An 18,753-nucleotide genomic window follows, 5' to 3' on the forward strand; every position below is an offset into this window, starting at 1 on the left:
AGACAGGGATAGCGATTTAATTGTGCCATTTATTTTTCATAAGCACTGGTGGAAACTAAAGCCTCAATCGTCTTCTTGCTGCACACATGATTTAAGTGTGGGTGAGGAAGGCGAAGCAAGCCATTTGCGGCACTTGCTAGTACAAATAATAGCGTTGTTAATCCTGTTTAGCAGCGCTGTTTATGCACGAGCAGAGCCGTGTATAAAAATACCCTTCAATATTCCTCGCCAAAGTGCAGACCAAGCACTTATCCAATTTGCGGAGCAGGCAGAGCTTACCTTCATATTTGCATTTGAAGCCACTCAAGGCAAAACGGCTAATGCCCTTAGGGGTGAGTTTAGCCGCCGCCAAGCGGTAACAAGCTTACTTGATGGTACCGGCTTATACCCTGTTTTTCGCGTGGATGGCGTGCTGGCTGTAACCACTAATAAGCCAGTAGAAAATGACGATAACTCGTCACAAGAGGAATGCGATATGGCGAACAATTCAAATAACACTCCATTATTAACACGCTTGGCAGCCGCTATAATGGCAACGTTTTCAGTGTCGGCGGGTGCGCAATCAGCAGATATGCAAGCGGCTAATAGGCCTACCGTGCTCGAGGAAGTCATCGTTACGGCCCAAAAGCGCGCACAGGGATTACAAGACGTGCCAATCTCTATTTCGGCGTTTAGCGGCGACAAAATCAAAGACGCGGGCATTCCCGATTTCGAAGAATTATCATCCTATATTCCCAATTTCAGCGTGTCGGAAAACACCATTGGCGACACTATTTCGATCCGTGGTATTAACTCAGACAGTCAAGCCGGTGGCGAGCAGTCGGTGGGTATTTACGTTGACGGCATTTATCGTGGCCGCGGCGTGCAGTCGCGCTTTGCCTTTTTAGACGTAGGCTTAATTGAAGTGCTGCGCGGGCCGCAGGGAACACTCTTTGGCAAAAACACCATTGGCGGTGCCTTGAATATTACCTCGGCTAAACCGACCGAAGAGCGCGAAGCAAGCGTAGCGCTAATGCGGGAATTTGAGCACAAAGAAACTGAATTGCAGGCCTATATTAGCGGCCCCATTAGCGACACGGTTCGCGGCCGTATCGCGGTGCTCAAGCGTGAACTGGAAGAAGGCTGGGTTGACAATAGTTACTACAAAGAGAGCACACCCAACAATGATGAATGGGCAGGACGGCTCGCGCTGGACTGGGATGTTAATGAGGTTTTAAGCACCAATTTTAGATTTGAGCACAGCGAATTTGATATTACCGGCGCGCCTTACGAAGTGTTTAATATTGGCGGCCCCTCTGCCGACACGCTGCGGGCGTTAGGTGTAGAGGACAATATCGACGGCAAGAGCAAAATAGGCAATAGCTCGCCTCAGTTAAATATTGGCAGCAACCATAAAATGGATGGCGACAGCGATGAGCTGATGTTCCGCGCCGATTACGCCGTTAACGCGGGGGTTTGGACGGCCTTGTTTGGTTATTCTAATTACCAGTTTGTGCGCGACCAAGACGTAGATTACAACCCGCTAGATGTTTTGCGGGCGCGTGATTCTGAGGAGTTTGAGCAAAAAAGTGTCGAGCTGCGTTTTGCCTCTGAAGCCGGTGGTCGTTTTGAATATATATCGGGCCTGTATTGGCAGCAGGCAGATTTGGAAACGGGGCTAGATTTAACCTTGAATGGGCCGTTTGCTAGCGCTGCGCTGGGGGCGCCAATTGATTTACCGTGGACAACACGGCGCAACTACTTAGATCAGCAGTCGGATGTATTCGCCATATTTGCTCAGGGTACTTGGACATTAAGTGACACGGTGCGGCTGACGGCGGGCCTGCGTTACGGTAAAGAAGAAAAAGACGCGACCCAACTTGCCAGCCTATTTGACCCAGATACTGGCGCGCCAATAACAGACCCAGACGTTTTAAATTTTTACTCAGTTGCCGTACTCGAAGCCGTGCCCCACGAGTTTGCCTTGGATCGTACCGAAGAGGACGTGTCGCCGTCATTAAATGTGCAGTGGGATGCCAGCGAGCAATCTATGCTCTACGCCAGTGTGTCTAAGGGCTTTAAGGGCGGTGGTTTTAATTCCATTGCCTTGAGCGCAGATGCTGACGAAGCAGAGTACGAGAACGAAGAGGCGCTCGCCTTTGAACTAGGCAGTAAAACCCGCTTCCTTAGCGGTGCGGCCGAAATCAATGTTGCCTTATTTCAGGTGAATTTTGACGACTTACAAACCACTCAGTTTACCGGCAGTACCAGCTACATTGTTACCAACGCCGCCTCGGCGACCACCCGTGGTATTGAAATTGACGGCCGCTGGCAGCTAAGCCCAGAATTTAGAGTGCAGGGCTCTTTGGGCTATGTGGACTTTGAGTTTGAAGACTACCGCACCGCAGGCTGTACGGCGGCGCAAGTGGCCGATGGTGGATTCGCCAATGGCGCCGCATGTTCAGCGGCTGGAGCTAACGACCTAAGTGGCCGAACCAACCAAGATACGCCAGAGTTTACAGGCTCGATTTCAGCAATACATCTTCACGACTTTGGTGTGTTTGAACTCAATAGCCAAATAGATGTGAACTACTCAGACGAGTATTATGCGGCCGGTGATTTAGATCCAAATATTATCCAAGACGCATTCGTCAAAATAAACGCATCGGTAAGTATTGGCCCAAACAATGGCAAATGGGATCTCGCACTTGTGGGGCGCAACCTAACGGATGAAAAGACCTTTAGTTACGCCAACGACATGCCGCTCTTTAGTGGAACCCACTTTGGCTTAGTGCAGCGTCCGCGAACCGTGGCCATACGTGGGCGGGTAAACTTTTAATAGGAGAGCAAGTTTCGCGTAATGAAAAAAGGGATGGGCATTTGCTCATCCCTTTCGTGCTTCTACTTGTTTTGTCTTCTTAACGTATCAGTGCTTACTAGCATTCGCCCCTTGGCGTTAATCGTGGCGAGTTCAAACAAGGTACTTAAATCCTCGGGACTAACGTCGATGAAGGAGTTCATTGTGTTCAGTGCTGCGTTGAGGTCTTCTTGGCTAAGGTGAATTTCGTCCGGTAATGCTTGCTGGGGTTTTGGTTTGGTTTGGTGATTTGCTGAACCGTAAAATGCGTGGGCTGGGTAGCGGCGCCAACAAAAGCACGCGTTAAAGAGTACGCCCAAGCTTAGCAGCGCGACGCAATTCAAAAGTACCCCTTCATAAACATAGGCGAAGCCCATCGCATGGATGTTTGGGCCGCCAATAACGGCAAACAAGGCGGTGGCGCCGCCGGGGGGATGCAGGCAGCGCAAATAGTACATGGCAATAATTGCTAGGCCGACAGCGGCGGGGGCAGTTAAGAACGGGATGGGTAGCCATTGCTGACAGCTCACGCCAATAAGAGCAGAAATTAGATGGCCGCCCATTACTGGCCAAGGCTGCGACAGGGCGCTGTGGGGTGCTGCAAAAATGAGTACTGCCGAGGCGCCGATCGACGTGGTCAGGAAAATAAGCTGATCGCTAGCAAAATATACATTAGCGATGAAATAGCACATAGCAATCCCGCAAAAGCCGCCGAAGGCCGAAACCCATTTTTCAAGGTGGGTGGTGGTATTGTGTTCGATGCCGAGGAAAAGCCCGCACTCCTTTAAAACTACTCTTAACATCCGCTTAGCTAGTCCTTAAATCACTGTGTTATCAGGGGAAGTCACGCTCCGCCCTAAAATGAGGCGCAAAGCATAGTGCTAGAGTTGAGCTCCGTATAATGAATATATGTGCAGCTTTAATTCCGTTTTATTGATATAAAGACCAGTATCGATAAGGCCAAATACCAATGGAGTGCGGTGGTGGACATTGAATTAGCTCGTACCTTTCTCGAGGTAATGGGTGAGGGCAGTTTTATTGGCGCTGCAGAGCGTTTACATGTCAGTCAGACCGCAGTAACTGCACGGGTACAATCACTGGAAGAAACCCTAGGCTGCCAATTGTTTGTGCGCAACAGGGCGGGTGCGCGCCTCACCTTAGAAGGGGAGCGATTTGTTGCCTATGCCACCACCTTGGTGCAAACCTGGGCCTGCGCCAGAGCAGAGATGAAGCTGCCCCGAGGGCGCGCTTCGCGGCTGCGGATTGGCGCAGAAAACAGCTTGTGGAATCCGGTACTCACTAATTGGGTGTTGTGGATACAGCAAGACCTGCCCAGTGTTGCGCTACATACAGATGTGTCTGACCCCAAGAGCCTGCTGAACAAACTTGAGAAGGGCCTGCTGGATGCCATTATTGTGCATCGGCCTAATTATTTTTCGGGTTTTGTCGTAGAGCAATTGCTGGAAGAAAAATTGGTGCACGTTGAGGCCGTGGCTAAGCCTAGCCCCAATTTATTTGTTGATTGGGGCGCTGAATTTAAAGCGCAGTACGATGCGGCTTTACCCCAGCCGAGACAGGCTGCATTCTCGTTTAACTTGGGCCCGCTGGCGCTGCACATTTTATTGCGTAGTGGCGGCAATGGCTATTTCCGAACGCGTGTTGTTGAGCCCTATATTCGCAGTGGCGAATTACGGCGGGTAATAGACTCACCAGAGTTTACCTATCCAATTTATTTGGTGTTTCGCGCCGGTATGCTGGCTGATGATTTGAGCCAAGCATTGGCCGGTTTAAGAGCCGGTGTTGCGGGAGGAGGAGATTGGCAAGTGTAAGGTGGGCCTCGAATTAGCGGCGCTATTTTTTTTAAAGTATTTGTATTCGCTGGTAATTGTTAAGTGCCAGAAATGAAGATTGTGATAGGAATGTAAGGTATGACAAAGGTTTTTGAAGCACTGAGTTTCCCCTGCGGCAAAACGATGACCAATCGGCTGATGCTGGCGCCGCTAACCAACACCCAGAGCGAGGTTGATGGGCGTTTGAGCGGAGAAGAAATCCATTGGCTGAGTATGCGTGCCAAGGGTGGCTTTGGTTTGACTATGACGGCAGCGGCGCATGTGAATCCGCTGGGTCAGGGCTTTGCTGGCCAGTTGGGCATTTTTAGCGATAAGCATCTTCCGGGCTTGAGCAAACTGGCAGATAAGATTAAGTCGCAAGGCAGCCTTGCCGTGGTGCAGCTTCATCACGCTGGCTTTCGTGCCCCGCGTGAGGTAACGGGCGATATTCCGGTAGCACCATCGCCCTCCGAAAAATTTGGTGCCCGCGGTTTAAGTCACGGTGAAGTGCAAAGCTTGATTGAGGATTTTATTCGCGGTGCCGAGCGCGCTAAGCAAGCTGGCTTTGACGGCGTCGAAATTCACGGCGCCCACAGTTATATTATCTGTCAGTTTTTAAGTGCGGAGTTTAATCGTCGCACCGACGAGTACGGCGGTTCACTGAAAAATCGCAGCAAGGTACTATTCGATATTATTAGCGGTATCCGCAAACGCTGTGGCGTGGGCTTTTTGTTGGGGGTGCGCCTATCGCCAGAGCGGCATGGCATATTATTAGAGGAGGCGGTCGATACCGCAAAGGCCCTATTTGCGGCCCAAGAAATCGATTTTCTCGATATTTCTGCCTGGGATGTGTTTAAAGAACCCGTGGCGCCGGCCTTGCAAGGTCGCAGTTTGCTGTCGTATTTTACTACGTTGGATCGCGGTGATGTGCGTTTGGGCGCGGCGGGTAAGGTGTATATGCCGGAAGATATTCAATACTGTTTTGAGCAAGGTTTAGATTTTTCGCTGCTGGGCCGCGCAGGAATATTGCATCACAACTACCCGCAATTACTGCGCGACAACGCTAATTTTGTGCCCAACAGAACACCGGTTAGCCGTGAGTATTTATTGGCCGAAGGCCTGAGCGAGAAGTTCTTGGATTACATCAACGGCATGTGGCCAGACTTTATAAAAGAGCCCGAACTTTAATTAAAGAAACGCTTTAAAACACCGCGCACCTTTAGCTTGGTAAGTGCTTTAAGGCGATCACCGCCGCTGCCGTGCGGTTTTCAACATTGAGTTTGCGAAATATTTGCTCTAAGTGTTTGTTGGCTGTGCGCGGGCTCATGTCGAGAATAGTACCAATTTCACGATTGGTTTTGCCGTGGGCAATCCACAGCAATACCTCAGACTCACGCTCGGTAATAGGCAGAGCGGCACGTAGGCGCTCTAGATCAGAGGGCCGCTCCATGTCGATGAGTTGCAGTAAATATTCATCGTCCCCAGTTTGGCTTATATAGCGAATTTCTAGCGGTTTCTTGGCGGCTTTTACCAGCAGGCCTTTTTCCTTGTTGTAGTGCGGCGCCAGTAATTGGCTGAGCTGGCTGGGTAGGTTTTCGTCTAGCCACGTACTGTTTAAGCCGGCGTCTTCTAGTAAGTGGTAAGCCTGAGGGGTTGCCCAAAGTACGTTGCCGTCGGTGGTGGCAGAAAATAAAAATTTGCCGGTATTGTCTAGTGCAACGCGCGCGCTGAGGGTTAAGCGTGCATTGCTTAAATGGGCGCGTATTCGCGCGATAAGCTCATCGCCTTTGACCGGTTTGGTAATGTAGTCGACACCGCCGGCGGCAAAGCCTTTTACAATACTTTCGGTGTCGCTAAGACCGGTCATAAATATAACGGGAATATGGGCTAGCTCGCGGTTTTCCTTTAAGCGTCGGCAGGCTTCAAAACCGTCCATATTTGGCATTAAGGCGTCCATTAAAATAACGTCGGGGGTAATTGTGGCGGCAATGGTTAGGGCTTGGGCGCCTTCCAGTGCGACCAGTACTGTAATGCCCGCCTGATCTAAGGTGTCGTTTAACATGCTCAAGGTATCGGGTGAGTCGTCGACGATTAGCACGACGTCTTTCTTGGCGCTGGTTGGCTTCATATTGGCTTGTCTTCTAAGGCGGCGATGAGTGCGGCGAATTGAAATCCTGCCGCCTGCTCCTGCAGGCTGGCAAGACTTTTGGGGTCGATGCTTTGGTCTTGCGCCAGTTTGTCTAGGCAGTGGCGAATACCCTTGGCGTAGCCAATCTTCGCGAGTTGAATTAGCTCGCGACGCGCCTCAATGCTCAGCGTGAGCGAAATGGTATCCGCGCTGGCGGCGTTCGCCACTACCCGATCTTCACTTTGTTGTTTTGACTCATATACCCAATCGATTCCCGCATATTTTGCTAAGTAGTCGAGCACTTGCGCAACGCGGATGGGTTTAAAGAGATAGGCATCGTGAGGTGGTACGCCACTGCTTTCTGGCGTCACCTCGGTCGCATTGGCCGAAATCATAATAATGGTGGCGCTGTGGATGCGCGCGCGAATGGCTTTGGCTAAGTCCCAGCCGCTCATGCCGGGCATGGCAATATCTAAGAGAAATACCCGCGGTTCTGAGGCGCAGTAGCGGAGCATGTCTAAACAGGTGCCGCCGTCCGGAGCCGAGATCACATTGAAACCCAGCGGTTTTAGCATGTCGCTGAGCAGGCTGCGGTGGGTGGGTTCGTCATCGACCACAAACAGGGTTTGCTCGGCGCCCTCGTAGCTAATGATCTTTTTCTCGCTGGGGCTCACACTGGCCAGTCTGTCGGTGCTACTCAGCATTAGGTTTAGCTTCACTTCACTGCCAACCCCAACTTGGCTGTGAATACTAATGTCGCCGCCCATAATATCGGTGAGCAGGCGAGTGATGGTGAGACCTAATCCGGTGCCGGCAATATGCGGAGCGCCAGGTTTGCGCACGCGCTCAAAGGGCCTGAAAATACGTTCGATATCCTCGGCGGCAATGCCAAAGCCGGTGTCGTTAATAATAAACTCAGCGACCTGGTTGCGATAACTAATGGTGAAATTGACCCGTCCCTCTGGCGTGTATTTTATGGCGTTGGAAATTAAATTAATGAGAATCTGGCGCAGGCGCTTTTCATCGGTTTTTACTGTTTCTGGCAGCGGTGTGAGGCGGTCAAAACTAAAGCCAATGCCCTTGGCCTGGGCTTGAACCTGAAACATACTCACAATCTGGTCTAATAAATTACCCAAGTTTACGTCGCTTGGTGAGAGCTCTAAGCGGCCCGCTTCAATACGGGATATATCCAATAAACCTTCAATTAGGTCGGCTAGGTGTTCGCTGCTCCGGCGTATTACCCGCAGGGCATCGAGGCGACTAGCAGGGATGGATGTGTCTTTTTCCAGTAGCTGGGCATAGCCGAGAATGGCATTTAGGGGTGAGCGCAGTTCGTGGCTGATGCCGGTTAAATAGCGAGTTTTGGCTTGGTTGGCGGCTTCGGCAACCTCTTTGGCGCGCTGTAACTGCAGGTCGGTTTGTTTGTGGGCCGCAATTTCAGCCATGAGCAATTCGGTCTGCCGTTGGGATTCTTCTTGGGCAACTCGGCGACTGTCGTGGACCAGCGCGAACATCCACGCCAATATGCCGCAGACAATAAGCAAAATACAAAATACGTTTGTTAAAGCGCTGGCGGCGAGGCTGCGCTCCATGCCCTCGTCGATGGTGATTTGCACATAGACCAGCGCTAACACACTGGCAATGATAAAGCTGATAAGCGTGAACAAGCCTAAAAAATGCCCAATGCGGGTATTCAGTGAGCGTATCCAACTGGTCGGCAGCAGAAAGCTGAGGGCATTGGTGAGCTGCTCGGCCATGCGCGAATTGGTTTTACACATATCGTGACAGCGGCTGTCGAGTGAGCAGCACAGCGAGCAAATTGGCCCGGCGTAGGCGGGGCAGTGACTCATGTCCTCGCCTTCAAAATGGTGGTAGCAAATACAGCAGCGCAGAGAGACTTTGCTGCTGGCGATGGCGGGTTCGCGGGCTAAGTAGTAGCGGCCCTTGGTTAGCCAGCAAATGAGCGGTGCGAGAATAAAGGTGCTACCCAGCGCTATAAACGAGGCCAATGCTTGGGCGGTGGGGCCAAATTGGCCAATATGGGCAAACAGTCCCACGGTTGACGCAATGATCATCGAGCCAACCCCAACGGGGTTGATGTCGTAAAGGTGGGCACGTTTAAACTCTATTGCTTGGGGGCGCAAGCCAAGGGGCCGATTGATGACCAAATCGGCGACCAATGAGCCGACCCAGGCCAGCGCAATAATCGCGTAGGCGGTGAGGATTTCTTCCAGAATTCGATAAATGCCCAGTTCCATCAACATCAGCGCAATGGCCACATTAAACACCAGCCACACTACCCGCCCAGGGTGGTTGTGAGTGAGCCGCGAAAAGAAATTAGACCAAGCAATGGAGCCAGCGTAGGCGTTGGTAACATTGATTTTGAGCTGCGACAAAATCACAAAAACGCTGCATAAAATCAATGTTAGCTGGGGCGACGAACTTAAATAACTGAAGGCAGTGAGGTACATGTGATTAGGATCGGCGGCATCACTAAACGGAATGCCGTGGCTCAGCGCCAATACCGCCAGAAAGGAACCCACCAAGATCTTAATCGAGCCGCTAATAATCCAGCCCGGCCCCGCCGCGATTAACGCCAGCCACCAGCGCTTATTAGGCCGATCTTGGTGGGGCAAAAAGCGCAGAAAATCGACCTGTTCGCCTATTTGCGCAATCAGTGAAAAGATCACCGCCGAGGCGGCGCCAAAGGCCAAAATGTTGAGATTTGGGTCGCTGTCTGGCGGTGTGAAGGCCACCCAGTTATTAAAGGCCTCGTCCGACTGCCAAGCAATACAGGCCAGCGGCGCGAGCTGCAATACAATCCACAGCGGTTGAGTCCACACTTGAAAGCGGCTTATCCAGGTAATGCCGTGGGTCACCAGCGGAATCACCACAACGGCGCTGATTAAATAGCCGTACTTGAGTGGAATGTCGAGGCTGAGCTCCAGCGCCAGCGCCATGATCGACGACTCAAGCGCAAAGAAAATAAAGGTGAATGAGGCGTAAATCAGTGAGGTGATGGTCGAGCCAATATAACCAAAACCGGCACCACGGGTGAGCAGGTCAATATCAATGCCCTGGCGGGCGGCGTGATAGCAAATCGGCAGGCCGGTTAAAAAAATAATAATGCCCACGGCCATAACTGCAGCCACGGTATTGTTAAAACCGTAGCTGAGGGTAATCGCCCCGCCAATAGCCTCGAGGGCAAGGAAGGAAATAGCGCCCAGCGCGGTGTTCGAAACCCGATTAACTGACCACTTACGCGCAGCCTTGGCGGTGAATCGCAGTGCGTAATCTTCTAAGGTTTCGTTGGCTACCCAACGATTGTACTTCCGGCGTACCCGGAATACTTTTTGTTGCGCACTCATATGGCCAAATGACGCTCCGATAACAGCTCATTGGCTGAACGAACTAGCTAGGACTTGCCATTATAGGCCTTAAGCTTGTTTGAAGCCCGCAGCATACAGTCATAAAGGTTTTGTCCCGTCTCTAGTATATCTGCTTATAGAAAGGCACCCGAGTGGTGTTTACCTGCAGAAGGTACCGCGCTGGCGGCGAGGCCGGTATACGTCATTTAACTTACTGGGGGGGAGCATTCGCCTCATGGTGCGATGGGGAACTTCTAAGGAGACTGTCCACTGTCGAATCAAGCAACCCAAGGGTAGGAGAAGTAACGATGAGTGATAAATCCGATAATCAGCGTTCGTGGGGGCGCCGCAAGGTAGTTCGCGCCCTTGGCGCACTGCCGCTGGGTATTATTCTGGCATCGCAGTTGAGTTGGGCGGCACCCGCCACCACCACTGGGCAGGCGGTTACCGAAGATACTGTAACGGTGGGCATTTTGCACTCGCTCACCGGCACCATGGCGATTAGTGAAACCGGCGCCCAAGAGGCCGAAAAGCTGGCCATTAAACAAATTAACGAATCTGGCGGTATTCTCGGCCGGCAAATCAAAATCATTCAAGAAGATGGCGCCAGCGACTGGCCAACCTTTGCAGAAAAAAGCCGTAAATTATTAGTGAACGACAAGGTAGCCGCCGTATTTGGCTGCTGGACCTCGGCCTCGCGTAAAGCAGCGCTGCCGGTGTTTGAAAAAGAAAATGGCCTGCTTTATTACCCCACATTTTACGAAGGGCTAGAGCAGTCTAAGAACGTAATTTACACCGGTCAGGAAGCGACCCAGCAGATTCTAGATGGTTTGAACTGGGTGGCAAAAGAGAAGGGCGCGAAGACCTTCTACCTGATTGGCTCCGATTACATCTGGCCACGTACTTCCATGAAAATTGCCCGTAAACACATAGAAAACGTGCTGGGCGGCAAAGTGGTGGGTGAAGAGTACAAGCCACTGGGCGATACCCAGTTTGGTTCGGTCATCAACAAAATCCGCCTTAAAAAGCCTGATGTGATTTACGCCGCGGTAGTGGGTGGCAGTAACGTAGCGTGGTTTAAGCAGCTTAAAGCGGCGGGTATCAACTCCAAGAAGCAGACGCTGCTGACGATCTCGGTAACCGAAGATGAAGTATTGGGCATCGGTGGTGAAAACCTCGAAGGCTTCTACTCCATCATGAAGTACTTCCAGAGCCAAGATAACGCCAACAACGTGGCCTTTGTTAAAGCCTTTAAAGAAATGTGGGGCGACGACAGTGTGATTGGTGACGTAACCCAAGCTGCTTACCTCGGGCCTTGGTTGTGGAAAGCGGCTGTAGAGAAAGCCGGCACCTTTGACGTAGACGCCGTTGTTAAGGCCTCTGAAGAGGGCGATATCGAGCTGACTACCGCACCAGAAGGCTATGTGAAACTTCACCCCAATCACCACCTTTGGAGTAAGGCACGGGTAGGTATGTGGAAGAAAGATGGTCAGGCCGAGGTGGTGTATACCTCTGAACTGCTTGAGCCAGATCCATTCCCAGAAGGTTATCAATAAGCTCTAGGGCGTCTCAGAAATATTCTAGCAAGACCGGCGAGCAGCAATGCTCGCCAAACTCTTTAGCGAAATGATGTAGTGGAAAGCAGCAGTGACCAGAATGTTGAAGTACTTTTTAGCGGAGGCTAAGTAATGGGCGGTTATAGCTACGACGAGTTAGGCGCGATATTCGCAATGCAGGGCTTCGCCGGCATCAGCTTGTTCAGCGTACTGTTGCTGATGGCCTTGGGGCTCGCAATTATATTTGGGCAGATGGGGGTCATTAATATGGCTCACGGCGAATTTATGGCCGCAGGGGCGTATACCACCTATCTGATCTCTTCTCTCACAGAAACCTATATTCCGGCATTCATGCCGTACTATTTTGTGTTCTCGATTGCTGCGGCATTTCTCGTTGCCGGCACACTCGGGTATCTCGCAGAATTTATATTGATAAGGCATCTCTACAAGCGCCCATTAGACACCTTGTTAGCGACTTGGGGCTTGAGCTTAATCATGCAGCAATCCTACCGCTCGATCTTTGGCGCGCGGGAAGTTAGCCCCACGCTACCTGATTGGTTAATGGGTGCTTATCCAGCGACAGACATGATCGACATCCCCATTAACGGCATGTTCGTGCTCGGTTTAACGATATTCACCACCTTGGCAGTATTTTACCTCATGTTTAAATCCAGCTGGGGTTTGCGGGTGCGCGCCACCACTCAGAATCGGGTTATGGCTGGCGCGGTGGGTATTAACACCAAAAAGATTGACCGCTACACCTTTGCTCTGGGTTGCGGCATAGCCGGTATGGCCGGTGCGGCGTTTACCACGATTGCGTCTACTGGGCCAACCACGGGAACGCTTTATATTGTTGATACCTTTATGGTGGTGGTCTTTGGTGGTGCTGCGAGCTTGTTTGGCACAATCGCCTCGGCATTTTCAATCGCACAAGCCCAATCCATTCTCGAATTCTTTATCAGCGGATCAATGGCCAAAGTCTTTACTTTGCTCACCTTGGTAATAATTTTGATGTTCAAACCAGAAGGCCTATTTGCCAGCAAGGTTCGTCGCTAAGACGAGCCTCGCTCTAAGCGATCTGGTTATAAATTATTGGGAGTTAATGATGAGCTTTGTATACGAAAAATTATTTGGCGATAAAAAGGGGCTAATAGGGTTTTGCATCTTAGCGGCGCTGATTCTGGTTGTGTTTCCTGTGATGCTCGATTCCTTTCGTTTGAATCTGGTGGGCAAATACCTGACCTACGCTTTCGCGGCGGTTAGCTTGGTGTTGCTGTGGGGTTATGGCGGCACCTTGAGTTTGGGGCAGGGCATCTTCTTTGGTATTGGCGGCTACGCCATGGCGATGTTTTTAAAACTAGAGGCCTCGTCGCCGGAAAATACCGCTATCCAGTCAACACCGGGCATTCCCGACTTTATGGACTGGAACCAAATAACGGAACTGCCGACCTTCTGGATACCATTTCACAGTTTCACCTTAACTTTAATCGCCATCTTAGTGGTGCCCACCATCTTTGCGTACATCATTGGCGCCGCCATGTTTAAACGCAGAGTCGGTGGCGTGTACTTCGCCATTATTACTCAGGTTATCTCCGTAATCTTAACGGTACTGATTGTAGGTCAGCAGGGGCTAACGGGCGGGATTAATGGCATAACCGATTTGCGCACCCTAAATGGCTGGGACATCACCTCAGACAGTGCCAAGAATCTGTTTTACTTTATTAACTGTTTTCTGCTCCTCGCGGTCATTATTGCCTCGCGCTTTATCTTAACCAGTAAGTTTGGACGCTTACTGCTGGCCATGCGCGACAAGGAAGACCGGGTGCGTTTCTCGGGCTACGATGTGGCCAATTTTAAAATATTTATCTTCTGCTTTGCAGCGATGATCTCCGCGATAGGCGGCGCCATGTTTACCTTGCAGGTCGGCTTTATGTCACCGTCCTTCGTCGGTATTGTGCCCTCCATTGAAATGGTGATCTTTGCCGCGATTGGCGGCCGCATGTCACTGATCGGTGCGGTATACGGCACCTTGCTGATTAACTTTGGTAAAACGGCGTTCTCTGAATCCTTTCCTGAGCTATGGCTATTCCTCATGGGCGGTTTGTTCATCGCCGTTGTTATGTTTTTTCCAAACGGCCTAGCTGGCTTGTGGGAAGACTATGGCCACCACATCACCAAACGCTTTGGCTTTATCAATAAATTTTTTGATAAATCTGAAAACACCGCAGATAGCGTTGAGCTGGAGGGGTCAAACTCATGAATATGTCCACCAATACTGACTTTACCTTGGCGATAGAAGATCTCACGGTGTCATTTGATGGCTTTAAAGCCGTCGATAGCCTGAACTTCTACTTAGACAGAAATGAGTTGCATGTGGTTATTGGCCCAAATGGCGCCGGTAAAACCACCGTGTTGGATTTGATTTGCGGTAAAACCAAATCAACCTCTGGCAGCATAAAATTTTTGAACAAGGAATTAACCAATCTTTCTGAGCACGAAATTGTGCGGGCGGGGGTGGGCCGTAAATTTCAAACCCCGTCGATTTATGAAAACTTGAGCGTGATGGAAAATTTGGAAATTTCCTATCCCAAAGGGCGCGGCGTATTTGGCTCGCTGATGTTTAAACACGACGCCGTGGTACGCGATAAAATTATGGAAGTGGCCAAGCAGATCATGCTGGAAAAATCCTTGCACACCGAGGCCGGCCTGCTAAGCCACGGGCAAAAGCAGTGGTTAGAAATTGGCATGCTGCTGATTCAAGATCCCCAGTTGCTCATGCTAGACGAGCCGGTTGCTGGTATGAGCGTCAAGGAGCGGGAGCAAACCGCCGAGTTACTTAACAAAATCAGCGCTGGTAGATCGGTGCTGGTGATAGAACACGATATGGAATTTGTCGCACGTATAGCCCACAAGGTCACCGTTTTGCACCAAGGCAAGATTCTGGCCGCTGGTGAAATGAAAGATGTGCAAAAAGACCCCAAGGTGATTGAGGTTTATCTCGGTCATTAACGCCGTATGCGTATTTTTTAGCGGCGAAAAGTATGAGTGACTCACGCGAGGTGAAAGAAAATTATGTTAGAAGTCTCTAATTTAAAAGTGTGTTACGGGCAAAGTGAAGTTATTCACGGCCTTGATTTTGTGGTGCCCAAAAATGAGACCCTTGCGATTATGGGCCGCAATGGCATGGGTAAAACCACGCTGTTTAAATCACTTATCGGTATCTTGCCCAGCGCTGATGGCAAAATTTTAATTGACGGAATTGATGTTAGTAGTAAAGAAAGTTTTCAGCGGGTGGAAAATGGCATTGCCTATGTTCCCCAGGGGCGAATGATATTTCCCTCGCTAACCGTGCAAGAGAATATTGAAACGGGAATGGAAGTCTCCAAACTTAAAAAAATTCCCGATGATATCTACGCGCTCTTCCCAGTGCTGGCAGAAATGCGCAAGCGTAAAGGCGGCAATCTCTCGGGTGGTCAGCAGCAGCAATTGGCGATTGCGCGGGCACTGGTGACGAATCCCAAAGTGCTACTGCTTGACGAGCCAACGGAAGGTATTCAGCCCTCTATTATCAAAGACATTGCCAATGTGCTTAATGAAATTAAAAAACTGCGCGACATCACCATTATTGTTTCTGAACAAGTGCTGAGCTTTACCATGGCGATAGCCGACCGAATTATTGTGATAGACAAGGGCAGCTTTATTCACGAAGACCTACGCGAAGATGTCGACACCGATAAAATCAAAGCCTATCTATCGGTGTAATACGGCGATTAATTTCAGTGCGACAAATGAACAACGATTGAATTACGGCGGAGATTACAATGCGACACGGTGATATTTCTAGCAGCCCAGACACGGTTGGCGTGGCGGTTGTTAACTACAAAATGCCGCGCTTACACAGCCGCGAGCAAGTATTGGACAATGCCCGCAATATTGCCGAGATGATTAAAGGTATGAAGATCGGCCTGCCGGGCATGGACTTAGTGGTGTTTCCCGAATACAGCACCATGGGTATTATGTATGACAACGATGAGATGATGGCCACCGCTGCCACTATTCCTGGCGATGAAACCGCTATTTTTAGCGCTGCGTGCCGCGAGGCCAAAACTTGGGGAATATTCTCGCTTACTGGCGAACGCCATGAAGAACACCCGCACAAAGCGCCATACAACACGCTTGTGCTCATTAATGATCAAGGCGAAATCGTTCAAAAATACCGCAAGTGTATTCCTTGGTGCCCAATAGAGGGTTGGTATCCTGGCGATAAAACCTATGTTAGCGATGGCCCCAAGGGCATGAAAATCAGCCTGATTATTTGTGACGATGGCAACTATCCTGAAATTTGGCGAGACTGCGCCATGAAGGGCGCCGAACTGATTGTGCGCTGCCAAGGCTATATGTATCCCGCTAAAGAACAACAAGTGATGATGGCAAAAAGCATGGCGTGGGCAAATAACTGCTATGTGGCGGTTGCCAATGCCAGCGGCTTTGACGGCGTGTATTCCTATTTTGGTCACTCTGCCATTATTGGCTTTGATGGCCGAACTTTGGGCGAGTGTGGTGAAGAAGACATGGGGGTGCAATATGCCCAGTTGTCGGTGAGTCAAATTCGCGATGCGCGCGCCAATGATCAATCGCAAAATCATCTATTCAAATTACTCCACCGTGGCTACACCGGCGTCTATAACTCTGGTGATGGCGACAAAGGTGTGGCGGATTGTCCCTTCGATTTTTACCGAACCTGGGTTTTAGACGCCGAAAAAGCCCAAGCCGATGTTGAGAAAATGACTAGACCGACGATTGGTGTGGCAGACTGCCCCGTGGGCGAGCTTCCCTTTGTCGGCAAGGAAGAGCAGGCGGGCCAATAGCGCAATGCAGTACGTAGCCGCGCCTCAGTACTGTTACACACGTGTAGACGTGAGGGCTTATCATGCCATTTATAAACGACCAATTGGCAGACAATCAGGCGCGTTTAGCCAGTCAGGCGAATACCGGCTTGTTTTCAGCGGCCTGCATGCCGGATAAAATCGTGACCGCCAAACGTCAATCCCGTTTTCGCTTTGACCCTGACGCGGTAATGGCCTTGCTGCGCAGTCGTATTATTGGGCAGGACGCCGCTCTGGCGGCAATAGAAGACATGTTACATGTGGTAAAAGCCGATATTGGTAGCAAGCAGCGGCCACTGTGCGTGATGTTGCTGCTGGGGCCAACAGGGGTTGGCAAAACCCAGACTGCTCGGCTTATTGCCGAGGCAATTTGCGGTAGCGCCGAGGCCTTGGTTCGCATCGATATGAATACCCTCGCGCAAGACCACTATGCCGCTGCATTAACCGGTGCGCCGCCGGGCTATGTTGGTAGCAAGGAGGGGCATACGCTCTTTCCTGTAGATGAAATAGCGGGGAGCTATAGTGTGCCGTCCGTTATCTTGTTTGATGAAATAGAAAAAGCCAGTGACGAAGTCATCCGCTCGCTATTGAATGTATTGGATAGCGGAAAACTACGTCTTTCGTCTGGGGTGAAGGCGCTGGATTTTTGTAATAGCTTAATCTTTATGAGCAGCAATATTGCCGCGTCAGAGCTTGAGCGCCATCGCAATAAAAAATACGTATTTGCTGAACGGAAGGCTGGCGAACAACAACTGATTGATCGCGCACTTAGGCAGAAGTTTGATCCTGAATTTATTAATAGGATCGATGCTATTCTTGTTTTTAAACATTTGCTGCGCAGCGATCTGAGTGCCTTGCTCAATATTGAGCTAGGGAATCTTGGGCGACGTTTGCGTAAGCAGGGCGTCGAACTTGATTTGGATCAGCCCTGTTTTGATTATCTTTTGAAACACTACGACGACCGCTATGGCGCGCGCGATATTGCTCGCCGTTTGCGAACCAGCTTAGAACCGGTAGTGGCCAGAGCCATATTGGCAGCGCCAGAGAGCAATCGCTTCATTGGCTTTATTCAGAATAGTAGCTTGGTGGTTGAGGCGGTGTAGGACTTTTATAATAGTGCTAGTTCAAGCTTGATAGGAGGTGCTTCGCTAGCCGGTTCTCAATGGAATCGGGTTCAGCGCCAGCTCCATGCCCATACCCAGAGCACGTCATTTGTTGATATACCGCGATAAATCATGTTATGTGTGGTATGTTGTCTCTCTTGTTGTTCTTTCTGCGTTTTATTAGCGTGGCATCAATCGCGCGATTTCCATCACCGTCACCTCAATATTGGGCTCTGCGGTTCTCAAAATATAGATTTTCCATCTCCACCCTGTAAAGCTACATCCTATATTGCCCGCACATTCTAGCGCTATGCTGGCGAATTTTTCCTATTTTCTTGATATCAGAAATGATCATCAAGCGCCACTTATTGGAGTGTTATGACTACGGGCAATACTGAATTTAAAGAGCAGCAACCCAGCATACTTTCTTTTGTAAAAGACCTGCCGAATATCTGTTCACTGGCGGGACTAGCCTGCACCATTCTGGCCATTTACTTTAGCATTTTAGGTGTTTTTTACGCGGCAATGATTGGCATGATCTGGGCTGTTGCCTTTGACTGGGCCGACGGCTTGGTTGCGCGAAGAATGAAAGGGCGCACCGGCAGCGACCGCATCTTTGGCGGTCAGCTCGATTTGCTAATCGACATTGTAAGTTATGGCGTTACACCCGCGGTGCTGCTGTTGAGTTTTGGCGGCTTTGCGCCAATCTTTCTGATAGGGGCTTTTATTATGCTCGCCGCGAGCGCAATAAGGCTGAGTTATTTCAGTACCTTCGGTCTTTCTGGTGAGGCGAAATACACGGGGCTGGCGCTGGATAACAACAATATTATTCTGGTATTTATATTTTTGTTTGAAAGTTTTTTAAGTCAGGGCGTTTTCTCAATTGTGCTTTATATCAGCGGTGTGGGGCTTGCGGTGCTGAATGTATCGCAGATTAAAACCCCAAAGCTCTCTGGTAATCCGGCTAATGTTTATCGCTTGGCAATTTATACACTGGCGATTACCGGTATTTATGGCTGGAAGCTTTTGTAATTGACTTAAGGTGGA

14 protein-coding genes are annotated in these 18,753 nt (G+C 50.2%); 11 read left to right on the top strand and 3 right to left on the bottom strand.

The features are described 5' to 3' along the window. The first annotated feature begins 97 nt into the window (after positions 1–97). Positions 98–2,818 carry a TonB-dependent receptor gene (locus P1U47_RS08305; protein WP_301028267.1) on the top strand — a complete coding sequence of 907 codons (2,721 nt, stop codon included), beginning with the start codon at positions 98–100 and terminating at the stop codon, positions 2,816–2,818. Positions 2,819–2,880: 62 nt separating this feature from the next. Here P1U47_RS08305 and P1U47_RS08310 read toward each other — a convergent pair whose 3' ends face one another. Further along, positions 2,881–3,639 carry an HPP family protein gene (locus tag P1U47_RS08310; RefSeq protein WP_301028268.1) on the bottom strand — a complete coding sequence of 253 codons (759 nt, stop codon included), beginning with the start codon at positions 3,637–3,639 and terminating at the stop codon, positions 2,881–2,883. A 180-nt stretch (positions 3,640–3,819) separates the two neighbouring features. On the opposite strand from P1U47_RS08310, the gene P1U47_RS08315 reads away from it, so the two are divergent. Together P1U47_RS08315 and P1U47_RS08320 are read left to right on the top strand one after the other, a co-directional pair. Next, complete coding sequence (locus P1U47_RS08315) at positions 3,820–4,665, top strand: LysR family transcriptional regulator (RefSeq protein ID WP_301028269.1); 846 nt, start codon at positions 3,820–3,822, stop codon at positions 4,663–4,665. Positions 4,666–4,764: 99 nt separating this feature from the next. Next, positions 4,765–5,853 (top strand): NADH:flavin oxidoreductase, encoded by a 1,089-nt coding sequence (locus tag P1U47_RS08320; protein ID WP_301028270.1) that lies wholly within the window; start codon positions 4,765–4,767, stop codon positions 5,851–5,853. Positions 5,854–5,884: 31 nt separating this feature from the next. On the opposite strand, the gene P1U47_RS08325 is transcribed toward P1U47_RS08320, so the two are convergent. Beyond that, positions 5,885–6,793 (bottom strand): response regulator transcription factor, encoded by a 909-nt coding sequence (locus P1U47_RS08325; protein WP_301028271.1) that lies wholly within the window; start codon positions 6,791–6,793, stop codon positions 5,885–5,887. Beyond that, complete coding sequence (locus tag P1U47_RS08330; RefSeq protein WP_301028273.1) at positions 6,790–10,161, bottom strand: ATP-binding protein; 3,372 nt, start codon at positions 10,159–10,161, stop codon at positions 6,790–6,792. The genes P1U47_RS08325 and P1U47_RS08330 overlap by 4 nt, the downstream gene beginning before the upstream one ends. 308 nt (positions 10,162–10,469) lie before the next feature. Between P1U47_RS08330 and urtA the strand changes: the two genes are divergently transcribed. The 8 genes from urtA (at position 10,470) to P1U47_RS08370 (ending at position 18,738) form a co-directional block, all read left to right on the top strand. Next, on the top strand, positions 10,470–11,717 hold the full coding sequence (urtA, locus tag P1U47_RS08335; RefSeq protein ID WP_301028275.1) for an urea ABC transporter substrate-binding protein: 1,248 nt from the start codon (positions 10,470–10,472) through the stop codon (positions 11,715–11,717). A 132-nt stretch (positions 11,718–11,849) separates the two neighbouring features. Then, positions 11,850–12,773 carry an urea ABC transporter permease subunit UrtB gene (gene urtB, locus P1U47_RS08340; protein ID WP_301028277.1) on the top strand — a complete coding sequence of 308 codons (924 nt, stop codon included), beginning with the start codon at positions 11,850–11,852 and terminating at the stop codon, positions 12,771–12,773. Positions 12,774–12,822: 49 nt separating this feature from the next. Next, on the top strand, positions 12,823–13,977 hold the full coding sequence (urtC, locus tag P1U47_RS08345) for an urea ABC transporter permease subunit UrtC (protein WP_301028279.1): 1,155 nt from the start codon (positions 12,823–12,825) through the stop codon (positions 13,975–13,977). 2 nt (positions 13,978–13,979) lie between these two features. Further along, positions 13,980–14,726 carry an urea ABC transporter ATP-binding protein UrtD gene (gene urtD / locus P1U47_RS08350; protein ID WP_301028398.1) on the top strand — a complete coding sequence of 249 codons (747 nt, stop codon included), beginning with the start codon at positions 13,980–13,982 and terminating at the stop codon, positions 14,724–14,726. Between the two features lie 63 nt (positions 14,727–14,789). Further along, positions 14,790–15,479 carry an urea ABC transporter ATP-binding subunit UrtE gene (gene urtE / locus P1U47_RS08355; RefSeq protein ID WP_301028280.1) on the top strand — a complete coding sequence of 230 codons (690 nt, stop codon included), beginning with the start codon at positions 14,790–14,792 and terminating at the stop codon, positions 15,477–15,479. A gap of 59 nt (positions 15,480–15,538) precedes the next feature. Beyond that, complete coding sequence (locus P1U47_RS08360; protein ID WP_301028281.1) at positions 15,539–16,585, top strand: aliphatic amidase; 1,047 nt, start codon at positions 15,539–15,541, stop codon at positions 16,583–16,585. A 62-nt stretch (positions 16,586–16,647) separates the two neighbouring features. Then, complete coding sequence (locus P1U47_RS08365; RefSeq protein ID WP_301028282.1) at positions 16,648–17,706, top strand: AAA family ATPase; 1,059 nt, start codon at positions 16,648–16,650, stop codon at positions 17,704–17,706. A gap of 378 nt (positions 17,707–18,084) precedes the next feature. Next, positions 18,085–18,738 carry a CDP-alcohol phosphatidyltransferase family protein gene (locus P1U47_RS08370; RefSeq protein ID WP_301028284.1) on the top strand — a complete coding sequence of 218 codons (654 nt, stop codon included), beginning with the start codon at positions 18,085–18,087 and terminating at the stop codon, positions 18,736–18,738. Positions 18,739–18,753: the final 15 nt, after the last annotated feature.

This window comes from Zhongshania sp., from assembly GCF_029212375.1.
In the GTDB taxonomy this organism is placed as follows: Bacteria; Pseudomonadota; Gammaproteobacteria; order Pseudomonadales; family Spongiibacteraceae; genus Spongiibacter.

Bases quoted from the DNA above. Each gene is read 5' to 3' on its own strand.
- P1U47_RS08365 (WP_301028282.1), top strand. From the start codon at position 16,648: ATGCCATTTATAAACGACCAATTGGCAGACAATCAGGCGCGTTTAGCC.
- urtA (WP_301028275.1), top strand. From the start codon at position 10,470: ATGAGTGATAAATCCGATAATCAGCGTTCGTGGGGGCGCCGCAAGGTA.
- urtB (WP_301028277.1), top strand. From the start codon at position 11,850: ATGGGCGGTTATAGCTACGACGAGTTAGGCGCGATATTCGCAATGCAG.
- P1U47_RS08325 (WP_301028271.1), bottom strand. From the start codon at position 6,793: ATGAAGCCAACCAGCGCCAAGAAAGACGTCGTGCTAATCGTCGACGAC.
- P1U47_RS08330 (WP_301028273.1), bottom strand. From the start codon at position 10,161: ATGAGTGCGCAACAAAAAGTATTCCGGGTACGCCGGAAGTACAATCGT.
- P1U47_RS08320 (WP_301028270.1), top strand. From the start codon at position 4,765: ATGACAAAGGTTTTTGAAGCACTGAGTTTCCCCTGCGGCAAAACGATG.
- urtE (WP_301028280.1), top strand. From the start codon at position 14,790: ATGTTAGAAGTCTCTAATTTAAAAGTGTGTTACGGGCAAAGTGAAGTT.
- P1U47_RS08370 (WP_301028284.1), top strand. From the start codon at position 18,085: ATGACTACGGGCAATACTGAATTTAAAGAGCAGCAACCCAGCATACTT.
- urtC (WP_301028279.1), top strand. From the start codon at position 12,823: ATGAGCTTTGTATACGAAAAATTATTTGGCGATAAAAAGGGGCTAATA.
- P1U47_RS08310 (WP_301028268.1), bottom strand. From the start codon at position 3,639: ATGTTAAGAGTAGTTTTAAAGGAGTGCGGGCTTTTCCTCGGCATCGAA.
- P1U47_RS08360 (WP_301028281.1), top strand. From the start codon at position 15,539: ATGCGACACGGTGATATTTCTAGCAGCCCAGACACGGTTGGCGTGGCG.
- urtD (WP_301028398.1), top strand. From the start codon at position 13,980: ATGTCCACCAATACTGACTTTACCTTGGCGATAGAAGATCTCACGGTG.